Source organism: Collimonas arenae (genome assembly GCF_000786695.1).
In the GTDB taxonomy this organism is placed as follows: domain Bacteria; phylum Pseudomonadota; class Gammaproteobacteria; order Burkholderiales; family Burkholderiaceae_D; genus Collimonas; species Collimonas arenae_A.
Genome location: NZ_CP009962.1, coordinates 746,888 through 759,774, shown reverse-complemented (window position 1 = coordinate 759,774; position 12,887 = coordinate 746,888). Strand labels below are relative to the sequence as shown.

Annotated in this window: 11 protein-coding genes and 1 tRNA gene; 9 read left to right on the top strand and 3 right to left on the bottom strand. The window is 55.3% G+C overall.

Annotation, left to right across the window (positions count from 1 at the left end; all coding sequences use genetic code 11):
• Window positions 1-467: 467 nt before the first annotated feature.
• From mutY to mutM, 3 genes are all read right to left on the bottom strand, one after another.
• Window positions 468-1,595, bottom strand: coding sequence for an A/G-specific adenine glycosylase (mutY, locus tag LT85_RS03360; RefSeq protein WP_038485259.1), 1,128 nt, complete (start codon window positions 1,593-1,595; stop codon window positions 468-470).
• On the bottom strand, window positions 1,596-3,533 hold the full coding sequence (locus LT85_RS03355; RefSeq protein ID WP_038485256.1) for a dynamin family protein: 1,938 nt from the start codon (window positions 3,531-3,533) through the stop codon (window positions 1,596-1,598).
• 110 nt (window positions 3,534-3,643) lie between these two features.
• Window positions 3,644-4,465, bottom strand: a complete 822-nt coding sequence (gene mutM / locus LT85_RS03350; protein ID WP_038485253.1) for a bifunctional DNA-formamidopyrimidine glycosylase/DNA-(apurinic or apyrimidinic site) lyase — start codon at window positions 4,463-4,465, stop codon at window positions 3,644-3,646.
• Between the two features lie 276 nt (window positions 4,466-4,741).
• On the opposite strand from mutM, the gene LT85_RS03345 reads away from it, so the two are divergent.
• From LT85_RS03345 to LT85_RS25790, 9 genes are all read left to right on the top strand, one after another.
• The gene (locus LT85_RS03345) at window positions 4,742-6,571 is read left to right on the top strand and encodes a tetratricopeptide repeat protein (RefSeq protein ID WP_038485250.1); all 1,830 of its coding nucleotides are present in this window, start codon (window positions 4,742-4,744) and stop codon (window positions 6,569-6,571) included.
• Entirely contained in the window at window positions 6,568-7,266 is a 699-nt protein-coding gene (gene lolB / locus LT85_RS03340) for a lipoprotein insertase outer membrane protein LolB (protein WP_253273656.1), read from the top strand. Before LT85_RS03345 ends, lolB begins: the two co-directional genes overlap by 4 nt.
• A 16-nt stretch (window positions 7,267-7,282) precedes the next feature.
• The gene (gene ispE, locus LT85_RS03335; protein ID WP_038485247.1) at window positions 7,283-8,167 is read left to right on the top strand and encodes a 4-(cytidine 5'-diphospho)-2-C-methyl-D-erythritol kinase; all 885 of its coding nucleotides are present in this window, start codon (window positions 7,283-7,285) and stop codon (window positions 8,165-8,167) included.
• An 88-nt stretch (window positions 8,168-8,255) separates the two neighbouring features.
• A tRNA-Gln gene (locus LT85_RS03330) sits at window positions 8,256-8,332 on the top strand.
• 173 nt (window positions 8,333-8,505) lie between these two features.
• Window positions 8,506-9,456, top strand: a complete 951-nt coding sequence (locus LT85_RS03325; RefSeq protein WP_038485244.1) for a ribose-phosphate pyrophosphokinase — start codon at window positions 8,506-8,508, stop codon at window positions 9,454-9,456.
• Window positions 9,457-9,559: 103 nt separating this feature from the next.
• Entirely contained in the window at window positions 9,560-10,192 is a 633-nt protein-coding gene (locus tag LT85_RS03320; RefSeq protein WP_038485242.1) for a 50S ribosomal protein L25/general stress protein Ctc, read from the top strand.
• A 126-nt stretch (window positions 10,193-10,318) separates the two neighbouring features.
• Window positions 10,319-10,903, top strand: a complete 585-nt coding sequence (gene pth / locus LT85_RS03315) for an aminoacyl-tRNA hydrolase (RefSeq protein WP_038485239.1) — start codon at window positions 10,319-10,321, stop codon at window positions 10,901-10,903.
• A 135-nt stretch (window positions 10,904-11,038) separates the two neighbouring features.
• Window positions 11,039-12,130, top strand: coding sequence for a redox-regulated ATPase YchF (gene ychF / locus LT85_RS03310; protein WP_038485236.1), 1,092 nt, complete (start codon window positions 11,039-11,041; stop codon window positions 12,128-12,130).
• Window positions 12,131-12,411: 281 nt separating this feature from the next.
• Entirely contained in the window at window positions 12,412-12,819 is a 408-nt protein-coding gene (locus LT85_RS25790) for a CzcE family metal-binding protein (RefSeq protein ID WP_081991990.1), read from the top strand.
• The last annotated feature ends 68 nt before the right edge of the window (window positions 12,820-12,887 follow it).

Below are 12,887 nucleotides of genomic sequence, written 5' to 3'. Positions count from 1 at the left end.
GGTCGGAGTTTTTTTCGGCAGCTCTATCGCCGAAAATTACTCCGACCCTATTTAACGGGCCACGGAGAATATCCGTGTGCGTTCAAATATGTGTTCGTCGTTACTTAAAACGTTTTCTGCTTCGTGGATACAAGCCGGGGGTAGCCCGGCAGCTACTCACTTTCTTTTGCTTGCCTGCGCGGCCCGGCCAAAAGAAAGTAAGCAAAGAAAAGGCGACCGCAAAGCCCTTGCCTTCCCTTCGGTCAGGTCCCCAAAAGAGGCGTGTACCAGTCGGGTGAGACACAAACTCGCTACGCTCAGACATGTGTCTCACAATTCCCGACAGGTACGCGCCTCTTTTGGCAAGTTCTCAATGCGGAACACGTCAAAATCAAAATCAAAATCAACGTCAACGTCAACGTCAACGTCAAAAAATCACAGCTTTGTACCTTTTACTCATACGCGTTTAACTTAGCATCAGAATCTGTTTAAGCAAACAAATCTGCTTCGCGGAAAACTTCCAATAGCAATTTCTTGACCGGCGCAGGCAGCGGCGCATCTATCAATTTTCCAGCTGGATACCAAACATAATTGGCTTGAGCAATGCCATCCAATCTGTCTGCAAGACTAATCTGGAACGGCGATATCTGCAGTTTGAAATGAGTAAACACGTGGGTGAAGGGCTGCAACGGCTCGCATGATGCGACCGTGCCGAAGGCTGCCGTGGCGCGGCTTAGAGCTGTGTCGAAATCAGCTTCCGGAGAAATCTCCGGTAGTGACAACAAGCCTCCCCAGATGCCGCTGTCAGGGCGCTGTTCCAGCAATACCTGGTGCCGGTCTACGATCACCAGCATGCCGGTGTGTTTTTCCGGGATGGCTTTCTTCGGCTTGCGCACCGGCAGCTCACCTACCCGGTCGGTGGCCAACGCAACGCAGCGCCTGGCCAGCGGACAAGTCTGGCAGGACGGACTGCTGCGTGTGCAAAGGGTCGCGCCTAAATCCATCAGGCCCTGAGTGTACGACTCCACGCCCTGCTCCGGCAGCAACGCTACCGCGCGCTGCCACATTGCATCCTCGATCGGTTTGCTGCCTGGATAACCTTCGATGCCGAAAACCCTGGCAAATACGCGCTTGACGTTGCCGTCCAGGATCGCTGCCTGCACGCCATAGGAAAAGGCGGCGATGGCGGCGGCGGTGGAACGGCCAATGCCGGGCAAGTCCTGCAACAACTCCGGATCGTGCGGAAATACGCCACCGTATTCAGCGACCACTCTTTGCGCGCAGCGATGCAGGTTGCGCGCCCTGGTGTAATAGCCCAGGCCGCTCCAATGCGCCATTACCGCCTCGCTGGGCGCTGCAGCAAGAGCATGCACATCGGGGAAACTGGACAAAAACTTTTGGTAGTAGGGAATTACCGCCGCCACCTGCGTTTGCTGCAGCATGATTTCCGACAGCCAGACGCGATAGGCGTCACGCGTTTGCTGCCATGGCAAAGCGTGGCGGCCATGCTGCTTCTGCCATGCAATCACCGCAGCGGAAAAAGACGGGTCGGCAAATGCATCGGCTGCCTGCTTGTTTGCCGATGCGAGACTACTGCTGTTTACTACGCGTTTCATTTATACCGCAACTTTCATCGTCGACAACTCGTTTCCAAGCGCACCTCTCAAATCATTCTCCAACGTCATCAAAGTATTTCTTTGCGCAGTCAGTTCTTTCTGCAGCATTTCCACCGACTGGATTTTCTCTTCCAGGCTGTCAATCGCAACGTGCACCCGTTCAATCGAATCGGTCCGCTGCTTGAGCTGCGATTTATGGGCGCGGATCTGCTCTTCCAGCGGCGCCATCACCACCTTGAGCCAAGCGTCGACGTCCCGATTGGCTTGCAGAAAGCTCTGCTTGACGCGCGAGGCGATCGAATCGAAGAATTTCTGCATCAGCACCACCTGGCTGGTTTTCACCAGGGTGACCGTGCCGAACTGGCGATGGTAGGCGGCTTCGATAACGCTTATTTCCTTGCGATACTTATCCAGAGAAAACGGCATCGGCGTCGACAAGGCCAAACCGTGTTCGGTCGAGAACTTGCGGTACATGATAGTCATCATTTCCGAGATTTCATCGGTTTTCTGACCGGACAGCATCAGGTTTTCCTGCGACTTGTCGAAAAATTCCTTCACCGCGTGACGGAAGCCGGCCGTAAACATGCTGCCTTCCATGGTTTCCCGCGCCTTGCGGATTTCGTCTTTCAGCAAACCCATGCCCAGCGTCGTGAAAACGCCGGCCGAGAGACGCGCAAATACCGTGCGCGTGCCCTGCAATTTCAGCAGGCTCTCGTCGAATTCCTTTTTCTCGATATCGATACGCTTCATCATGTGGCTGATGATGGAAGTATTCTTGCCGCGCAGGCTTTTCAGTTCCAGCAACTGCTCCACCACGCTGCGGATATGCGCTGACATCAAGGCTTGCTTGGTAACGGTCAAGTCTTGGATATCAGCGATCAGTTGCGAGCGGATGATGTCGCGCTTGGCTGGAATCAATTCGTGCGACAGGGCATTTTCCAGCGCCGGCAAGCGGCTTCTGCGCAACAGGTCCGGCTCGCCATTGATCTTGCCGACCAATCCTTTCTGCGCCGAGACCGGATAGACCTGCGCCTCCGATAATCCCAAGGTATGCGCCACGCTCGATACTTGCCTGCTGATCTGCTGCTCGACTTCGAACGGTGAACGCAACTCGTCCCACATGCTATCGATCTTGTTCAACACCACCATGCGGCCGGCGCCGCTACCGATATGGTGACGCCAGACGTCGATGTCGCTCTTGGTGACGCCAGTGTCGGCCGCCAGGATAAACAGCACTGCATGGGCGTTGGGAATCAGGTTAAGGGTCAGTTCCGGTTCAGTGCCGATCGCGTTCAGTCCCGGCGTATCGATAATCACCAGTCCCTCTTTCAGCAAGGGATGCGGGAAGTTGATGATGGCGTGCCGCCACTGGGAAATTTCGACCCGGCCCAGAACATCGATTGCGACCGCGGCATCCGGATCGTCTTCATCGTACAAACCGTACAGTTTCGCCTCTTCCACCGGCACCCATTTGGTCAGGCTGACCTGCTTGAATGCTTCCAGCATGCCATCGGTAGAGGAGATATCCAGCGGCAGCACCGTCCACACATGATGTGCACCCTTGTAATCGCTGGTTGATTGCGATTCGGCGCGGGTTTCTATCGGCAGCAGCCGGATACAGGATGGAAACGAGGCATCGTACAGCAGCTCGGTCGGACACATGGTGGTGCGTCCGGCGGCCGACGGCAGGATGCGCTGGCCGTAGTCAGCAAAGAAGATCGCATTGATCAGCTCTGATTTGCCGCGCGAAAATTCCGCCACGAAGGCGATCGACAATTTATCGTCGGTCAGCCGCGCCAGCGCGCGCGCGATACGCTGCTCGCTGGCGATATCCGACAATTTCGATGCGCTCGCCCAAGTCTGGTAACGCCGCAGTGCGCCTGCTACCCCGGTACGCCACTCACTGTATTCCTGGAATTTCTGGACTAGATTGCTCACTATCTCTCTCGCCTATCGTTTCTGATATTTGTTTCTGATATTTTTAATAGCTTCACGTGCTATTTCTAAAAATCTTTTCTCTACCTGCTTGTGCAGCTTGGTTTGCAACTTTACTTCTGACATTTCTTGCAATAAAACGTTGACCGCTGGCCTTGCTTGATCTGCGTAATCAACGTTCCACAATTTCTGCATGGCAACCCAGCACGATCATAGACGAAATAAGTCTGCTGGAAGTACCCAGATTGGCCATCAGCACCAATAAAATCGCGCAAAGTGCTGCCGCCCTTCTCAATTGCCGTCGCTAAAATTATGCGAATGGCATCAACCAGCCGTTCATAACGCGCCAGACTGATGCGATTGGCCGGCGTTTTCGGATTGATGCCGGCGCGGAACAGGCTCTCGGATGCATAGATATTGCCGACCCCGACCACGATATCGCCCGCCAGCAGCACCTGCTTGACTGGCGCGCTGCGGTTGCGCGTCTGCTGGTAAAGAATCTGCGCCGAAAACACTTGTTCCAGCGGCTCCAGCCCGAGACCAGCCAGCAGTACGTGCTGCTCCACCGGGCCATCTGCATCGTCATGCCACAATACGGCGCCGAAACGGCGCGGATCGGTCAGGCGCAGCAATTGCTGACCGACCACAAGATCGAAATGATCGTGCTTTTGCGGCGCAGTACCAAGCGTCAGGATCCGCAGATGACCGGACATCCCCAAATGGATCAGCACGGTCCCATGATCGAAACGCAGCAGCAGATACTTGCCGCGACGCTCAACGCGGCGCACCGCGCGGCCGATCAGCAGTGCCGGCAAATCTTGCGGAAACGGCCAACGCAAACCACTGTGACGGAAGGTCACGGCAGTGACCACACGGCCATCGAGATGTGGCGCAACGCCGCGGCGGGTTACTTCTACTTCAGGTAATTCTGGCATAAGTCGTTATTTTCAGAGACGGGGTTTAGCAGTAACTGACAAATTCTGTCGCGAACTACTCGGCCCCCGACGGATCTGATAAAGCAATAAATAAGTGCGCAATAAAGTACGTAATAAGCGTTTACATTAAACAGGACAGGAAATGCAGCACGCTGCGATACATTTTTTGAAACAAAAACACGCGAGCGCCGCTACGCGTTGCTCTCTGGTTGGGCGTAAAATCAAGATTACTTCTGAAATTCAGATCTCGAATGCTGACAAGCTAGGATATGTCCCTTGAAAAAAGCCCTTGCCATTGTAACGCTCTCTACCCTGCTGTCGGCTTGCGCCGGTGTTACCCCAAGCAACAACGATGCCAAAGATTCAGCGGCGGCCACTGGCGCCACGCCTGCCGATCCGCATGCAACTGCAACGGCTGCCAGTCCTGATCCGCTCAAAACACGTAAGCTGGCGACCCGGGCGATGCCGGTCAAGCCGCCGGAAGAACATTTGCCGGCGGTGCCGCTCACCAAGGAAATCCTGTTCAAGGTGCTTAGTTCGGAAATCGCTTTTCAGCGTGGAAACTGGCAATCTGCGTATGTAACTTTGCTCGGCGCTGCGCAACAAACGCGCGACCCGCGCCTGGCGCGACGCGCTGCCGAAATGGCGCTGAGCGCTAAGCAGGCCAGCGAAGCCCTGGTGGCGATCCGGCTGTGGCGCGAACTGGCGCCCGATTCTGAAGAAGCGACCCAGTATTATCTCGGCTTCATCATGCTCAGCAACAATCTGGCCGAAGCCAAGCCGATCCTGGAAAAGCGCCTGCAAGATGCACCGCCGCAGGCGCGCGGCGTCATGATGCTGCAAATCCAGCGCTTGCTGGCGCGAGCACAAGACAAGGCCGGCGCTTTCACGCTGCTGGAACAACTGGTAACCCCCTATACCGCGATGTCTGAAGCACATCTGGCGCTGGCGCAGGAAGCCTTCAGCATCGGCAATACCATGCGTGCTCAGGAAGAAGCGCACATTGCGTTGAATCTCAAGCCCGATTCCGAATTGGCAATCCTGACCAGTGCGCAAGTCGCGTCAGATAATACGGAAGTCGAACGCATCCTGACCGATTTCCTCAAAAAATACCCCGGCTCGCGCGAAGTGCGAGTGGCTTATGCGCGCACATTGATCGATCAAAAGCAATACGAGAAAGCCCGCAGCCAGTTTGAGATTCTGCTGAAAAACGACAAGCAAGACGTCACCACTTTGCTGGCGCTAGGCTTGCTGAATGCACAGATCGGCGACAGCTTTGCTGCCGAACGTTACCTGACCGGCTATCTCGATCAGTTGAGCAAACATCCCGACGAGTCGCGCGACAGTACCCAGGCTTTGCTGATCCTGGCGCAAATTGCGTCAGACCGGAATGACACCGACACCGCCTTGAAATGGCTGGCGCAAGTCGAGCCGGGCGATGCCTACCTGGATGCCCAGCTACGCCGGGCGCAATTGCTGTCCAAACGCGGCGACCTGGACGGCGCGCGCCGGGTGCTGGCGGAAATCGAGACCAACGGCGAACGTGAAAAGACGCAAGTCACCCAGGTCGAAGCACAATTGCTGCGCGAAGCCAACCGTCCGCAAGAAGCCTTCAAGGTGCTGGAAACCGCGCTCAAGGCGCAACCCGACAATGCAGACCTGTTGTACGACTATGCGATGGCGGCGGAAAAACTCGACAACCTGACCGCGATGGAAACCGCTTTGCGCAAACTGATTGCAATAGCGCCGGAAAATCAGCAGGCGTATAACGCACTTGGCTATTCGCTGGCCGAGCGCAATATCCGTTTGCCGGAAGCGCTGAGCCTGATCCAGAAAGCGCTGTCGCTGGCGCCGCAAGATCCATTCATTGTCGATAGCATGGGCTGGATACAGTACCGCATGGGCAATCTGGATGAAGCCGAAACGCGGTTGCGCACTGCCTATAGCTTGTTGCCCGATCCGGAAATCGCGGTACACCTGGGTGAAGTGCTGTGGGTCAAGGGACAAAAAACCGATGCCCAGAAACTGTGGCGTGAAGTGCACCAGAAAGATCCGCAAAACGATGCATTGAAAAGCACTCTGGCAAGACTGCGCGCAACACTATGATGCGAAACATCAGCAAGACTTCATGGCCGTTGCTGCCGATTCTGTCGACTCTGCCGGCATTGCGCGGCGCCAGCCTTGCGGCCGTCGCACTGGCCGCCATTGCATTGAGCGGTTGCAGCGTCCTGCCGCAAGCGCCCTCTACCACCACAACGGCCAGCACCGCCGGCAGCGCTGCGCGCCAATATCATCAAGCCATCGATGTCAGCGGCCGGCTGTCCCTGCGCTATCAGCAGGACGGCAAGGAGCAAGCGGTGTACGGCAGCTTCACCTGGTCCCAAAGCAAGCAGGAAACAGCGATCACCTTGCTGTCGCCACTGGGGCAAACGCTCGCCACCATCAATATCGACGCCGACCAGGCCACTCTGAAGCAAGCCGGCAAGCCGCCGCGCATCGCCAGCGATGTCGATGCCTTGACGGTGCAAGCCTTGGGTTGGCCACTGCCGATTGCCGGTTTGCGCGATTGGCTGCAAGGCTTCGGCCAGAACGCTGCCGGCCAGCGCTTTACCGCGACGCCTGCCACCGATGATAGTTTCAGCGTGACTACCGCCGATAAATGGCTGATCCAATACAGCAACTGGCAAAACCCGGACAATGCCGCCGACAGCTATCCGAAGCGGATAGACCTGGCGCGCAATACCACCCAGGCTGGCGACGTTGCGATCCGCATCGTCATCAGCGATCGCCAATCACACTGAATACATTGAATTTGCCATGCCCCGTACGCTGAACAACTGTCCTGCGCCAGCCAAGCTGAATTTATTCTTACACGTCACCGGACGGCGGGCAGATGGTTATCACCTTCTGCAAACCGTGTTCCAGCTGGTCGATTTCAACGACTTGCTGCACTTCGAAGTGCGCGATGACGACCTGATCCGGCGCAGCACCGACATTCCCGGCGTGCCGGAACAGAGCGATTTGGTCGTCCGTGCCGCCAGATTATTGCAGACGGCGATCCGGGCAAAAAGCAGCGTGGTTGCCGGATCGGCGTACAAACCGTTGGGTGCGAATATCGGCATCGAAAAAAACCTGCCGATGGGTGGCGGCCTGGGTGGCGGTTCTTCCGATGCCGCCACTACGCTGATGGCACTTAATCATCTGTGGCAAGGCGGCCTGTCACGTGAGGAATTGATGGCTTTGGGCTTGCAATTAGGCGCCGATGTCCCGTTTTTCCTGTTTGGCCGAAATGCATTTGCAGAAGGAATCGGAGAATCGCTACAAAAGCTTGACACCCCCAGGCTATGGTTCGTTATAATTCAGCCCGGCGTAACAATTCCAACTGAAATAATTTTTTCATCTTCGGAATTGACAAGGAGTACGAAACCCGTCAAAATGACGGACTTTTCGATAGGTACTAAAAAACTCTTCGGAAAAAACGATCTGGAAGCCGTGGCAGTAAAGCAGTTCCCGGAAGTTGCAGAAGCCATCAAATGGCTCGGCAATTACGGAGATGCCAGGATGACCGGATCAGGTGCTTGTGTTTTTTGTGCGTTTACCGAAGAACACCAAGCTGACGCAGCACTGAAATCAGTGCCAAGCCAGTGGAAAGCATGGAAAGCCAAAGCGATGCAGGAACATCCGCTCGCTGGATTGTTATAGAAAGTTAGTTGTACAGAATTCGGTTTAGCATCAGATTCAAGCGCAGCATACGGTGTAGCGCGGATTTATGATAGACAACAAGTTGCGTAGGGGAATCGCCAAGCTGGTTAAGGCACTGGATTTTGATTCCAGCATTCGAAGGTTCGAATCCTTCTTCCCCTGCCATTAAATTCGGACAATAATGTCCTGCAGTAACTAGTCTTATCGCGGCAGAAACATTGGCCGCATCAGAAATACAACAACTGCACACAGCGAACACATAAGCCGCCAACGCAAGACTCCATCAGTCTGGCATTGTCGGCTTTTCAACTTTTTAACGACAGTATCCAGGAAACTCCATGGCAAACGAAAACCTGATGGTTTTTACCGGCAACGCAAACCCGGAACTAGCTATTGGAGTTGCCAAGCAACTCGGCATCCCGCTAGGCAAAGCCAACGTTACCAAATTCTCCGACGGCGAAGTCATGGTCGAGATTAACGAGAACGTACGCGGCAAGGATGTGTTCGTGCTGCAATCGACTTGCGCACCGACCAATGACAACCTGATGGAAATCATGCTGATGGTCGATGCCCTGAAGCGCGCCTCTGCCGGCCGCATTACCGCAGCGATTCCTTACTACGGCTACGCCAGGCAAGACCGCCGCCCACGTTCGGCGCGGGTTGCGATTTCGGCCAAGGTCGTCGCCAACATGCTGCAGGAAGCCGGTGTTGAACGGGTCCTGATCATGGACTTGCACGCTGACCAGATTCAAGGTTTCTTCGATATTCCGGTAGATAACATCTACGCATCGCCAATTTTGCTGGGCGACCTGGTAAGCAAGAACTACGACGACCTGCTGGTCGTATCGCCGGACGTCGGCGGTGTGGTTCGCGCCCGCGCTTTGGCAAAACGCCTGAACTGCGACCTGGCGATCATAGACAAGCGCCGTCCGAAGGCGAACGTGTCGGAAGTCATGAACATCATCGGTGAAGTCGAAGGCCGCAACTGCGTGATCATGGATGACATGGTCGATACCGCAGGCACCCTGACCAAGGCAGCCGAAGTATTGAAAGAGCGCGGCGCCAAGAAAGTGGTCGCTTACTGTACACACCCTGTGCTGTCCGGCCCTGCCCTTGAGCGCATAGTCAATTCGCCGCTGGACGAACTGGTGGTCGTCGACACCATTCCGCTGTCGGCGGAAGCCAAGGCCTGTGGCAAGATCCGCCAGTTGTCATGCGCGGAATTGCTGGCTGAGACCTTTAAGCGCATTACCAAGGGCGACTCAGTCATGTCGCTGTTTGCCGAATAAAGAATTTCCCTGCCGGGTCTGACCTGGCAGGTTTAACAAAACCTTCTGGTCGCGGAAGGTTTTTACCGCCGGACTTCAATCCGGCACACATTGGAGCTTCAAAATGAAAGTAATCGCATTTGTACGCAAAGAGCAGGGGACCGGAGCGAGCCGCCGCCTGCGCAATGCTGGCCAAACCCCAGGTATCGTTTATGGTGGTTCCGACGCGCCGGTCAATATCTCGCTGGACCACAATGCGCTGTACCACGCGCTGAAAAAAGAAACTTTCCATTCCTCGATCCTCGACCTCGAAATCGACGGCAAGGTACAGAAAGTTTTGCTGCGCGACTTCCAAGTCCACGCATACAAACAACTGGTCCTGCACGCTGACTTCCAACGCGTTGACGCTAAACAAGCAATTCACGTTAAAGTGCCTCTGCATTTCATCAATGCAGAAATCGCTCCTGCAGTGAAATTGCACGGCGCCATCATCAGCCACGTTCTGGCTGAACTGGAAATCACTTGTTTGCCAGCAGATCTGCCAGAGTTCGTTGAAGTCGACCTGACCAACATCGAAGTCGGCCACTCGATCCACTTGGCCGATCTGAAATTGCCTAAGGGCGTTTCGGCTGTGTCGCAAGAAAACCTGACTGTCGCTACTGCATCGATCCCAGCTGGCAAGGTTGAAGCTGAAGCCGAAGCAGCTGCTGCTCCAGCCGCTGCTACGCCAGCCGCTCCTGCTGCTGACAAGAAGTAATAGTCGCTGTATCTCTGCCAGGGTATTTTTCTGGCTGAAAACCCGCCCTCGTGGCGGGTTTTTTATTGTTGGCCACGCACATCTTCTATAATTTGCGCACGCTATTCATACGAAAATCAAGAAAACATGTCCATCCGCCTCATCGTTGGCCTCGGCAATCCCGGTCCGGAATATGAACAAACGCGCCACAACGCCGGTTTCTGGCTGGTCGACAACCTGGCCAACCAGCTTGGCCGCAACCTGGCGCGCGAAGCCCGCTTCAATGCGTTTGTCGCCAAGACCAGCATCGCCGGCCAGGAAGTCTGGCTGCTGGAACCGCAAACCTTCATGAACCGCTCCGGCCAGTCGGTCGGCGGCATCGCGCGTTTCTACAAGATAGCAGCGGAAGAAATCTTGGTGGTGCACGATGAACTGGATCTGCCGCCAGGCAGCGCCAAGCTGAAAAAAGGCGGCTCATCCGGTGGCCACAATGGTTTGAAAGACATTACCGCGGCGCTTGGCACTCAGGATTACTGGCGTCTGCGGCTAGGCATCGGCCATCCGCGTACACTCAACCTGCAGCAGGTGGTTGCCGATTTCGTATTGCACCGGCCGCGCAAGGATGAGCAAATCCCGATTGAAGAAGCAATTGCCGACAGCCTGAAAATCATTCCGCTATTATGCGAAGGTAAATTCGAAGCCGCGACCATGCAATTGCATACTGCCAAATAACGCCTGATCGCGCCAATACTCGGGGGCAAACGCAATTGCCTGCGGCGATTGCTTACCGCTTACTTACTGCTTAAGCAGCCGCTTCCGGTAAAATAGCGGGTTAGTTCCAATAATTCACTCACTAAAGTCCATATCATGAGTCTCAAATGCGGCATCGTCGGCCTACCCAACGTCGGCAAATCTACCCTCTTCAATGCCCTGACTAAAGCGGGCATTCCGGCAGAAAACTATCCTTTCTGCACCATCGAGCCGAACGTAGGCATGGTTGAGGTGCCCGATCCGCGCCTGAAGGCGTTAGCCGAGATCGTCAAACCGGAACGCATCCTGCCAGCGACCGTTGAGTTCGTCGACATCGCCGGTCTGGTGGCAGGCGCCTCCAAAGGCGAAGGCCTGGGCAACCAGTTCCTCGCGCACATTCGCGAAACCGACGCTATCGTCAACGTGGTGCGCTGCTTTGAAGATGACAATGTGATCCACGTCGCCGGCAAGATCAATCCGCTGGACGACATCGAAGTGATCCAGACCGAACTGGCGCTGGCCGACATGGGTACGGTTGAAAAAGCCATCCATCGCGAAAACAAGAAAGCCCGCTCCGGCGACAAGGACGCCGCCAAACTGGTCGCCCTGCTGGAACGCCTGATGCCGGAACTGGACCAGGCCAAGCCGGTGCGCGCCTGCGGCCTCGACGCTGAAGAAATGGCGCTGATCAAGCCGCTTTGCCTGATCACAGCAAAACCGGCAATGTATGTCGCCAACGTCTCCGACCATGGCTTCACCAACAATCCGCTGCTGGACCAGCTGACCGCCTACGCCGCTTCGCAAAATGCGCCGATCGTCGCCATCTGCGCCGCCATCGAATCGGAAATCGCCGATCTGGACGAAGCCGACAAGCATGAATTCCTGGCTGACATGGGCATGGAAGAACCTGGTCTGGACCGTTTGATCCGCGCCGCCTTCAAGCTGCTTGGCCTGCAAACTTACTTCACGGCTGGGGTCAAGGAAGTCCGCGCATGGACCATCCATGTCGGCGATACCGGCCCGCAAGCGGCTGGCGTGATCCATACCGACTTTGAACGCGGTTTCATCCGTGCCCAGACCATCGCCTATGAAGACTTCATTAGCCACAAGGGCGAGCAAGGAGCCAAGGAAGCCGGCAAGATGCGCGCTGAAGGCAAAGAATACGTGGTCAAGGATGGCGACGTTTTGAATTTCCTGTTTAACGTCTAAACATTAACGTCTGAACAAACGGCGGCATTGCCGCCATATATATCGCCATATATATCGCCATATTGCTTCGTTATTCGCATCAAAACCGCGGCGCTCCTGGAGCGCCGTTTCTTTTTCCTCCGCAGCAGTCCTGCTACAGTAAATCTGGCATATGGATACTTGTCCGGCCCCCTCCTTAACTCTTGGCCAGCAGTGAACAAACCTAAGCACGGCGCACTCTAATTACATGTGGTTTGACACGCATCTGTTGCTATCCGGCCACACCTGTTTCAGGAGGAGCCATGAACGCCAAACTGCTTATCTCAACCGTTTTCACAGTCGTACTGTGCGCAGCATGCTCATCAACGCCCAGACTTGATCTTTTGGGCGATCCGGCACCGGTGACGGCAGCCACACGGACCATCGTTATTACTCCTGACACTGCATACGTAAACGTCACCGGTGGCGAAATCATTAAATTCGTTGTCGGTGACAAAGCATTTGCCTGGAATTTTGATGGCGAGGAATTTCTTGAAAGATTCTACTTAAACCAGACCGCGCCAGCCGGTATGCTTGACCACAAAGTGGTCGCCTATGTCGCTCCCAATCCGCTTTATCTCGGCGGTGGCGACGGGCGCCACGGTGGGCATGGCGGCGACCACGACGATCATAGTGGTGGAAATGGTGGTCATGGCGGCGGTCATAAATGAGTGCGCAAGCAAACACCAACATAATGTCAGGCAGGGTTAAAGCAGCGCTGCCACTGATTACTTTCCGG

Bases quoted from the DNA above. Each gene is read 5' to 3' on its own strand.
- LT85_RS25790 (WP_081991990.1), top strand. From the start codon at position 12,412: ATGAACGCCAAACTGCTTATCTCAACCGTTTTCACAGTCGTACTGTGC.
- ispE (WP_038485247.1), top strand. From the start codon at position 7,283: ATGCCCCGTACGCTGAACAACTGTCCTGCGCCAGCCAAGCTGAATTTA.
- ychF (WP_038485236.1), top strand. From the start codon at position 11,039: ATGAGTCTCAAATGCGGCATCGTCGGCCTACCCAACGTCGGCAAATCT.
- mutM (WP_038485253.1), bottom strand. From the start codon at position 4,465: ATGCCAGAATTACCTGAAGTAGAAGTAACCCGCCGCGGCGTTGCGCCA.
- lolB (WP_253273656.1), top strand. From the start codon at position 6,568: ATGATGCGAAACATCAGCAAGACTTCATGGCCGTTGCTGCCGATTCTG.
- pth (WP_038485239.1), top strand. From the start codon at position 10,319: ATGTCCATCCGCCTCATCGTTGGCCTCGGCAATCCCGGTCCGGAATAT.
- LT85_RS03320 (WP_038485242.1), top strand. From the start codon at position 9,560: ATGAAAGTAATCGCATTTGTACGCAAAGAGCAGGGGACCGGAGCGAGC.
- mutY (WP_038485259.1), bottom strand. From the start codon at position 1,595: ATGAAACGCGTAGTAAACAGCAGTAGTCTCGCATCGGCAAACAAGCAG.
- LT85_RS03325 (WP_038485244.1), top strand. From the start codon at position 8,506: ATGGCAAACGAAAACCTGATGGTTTTTACCGGCAACGCAAACCCGGAA.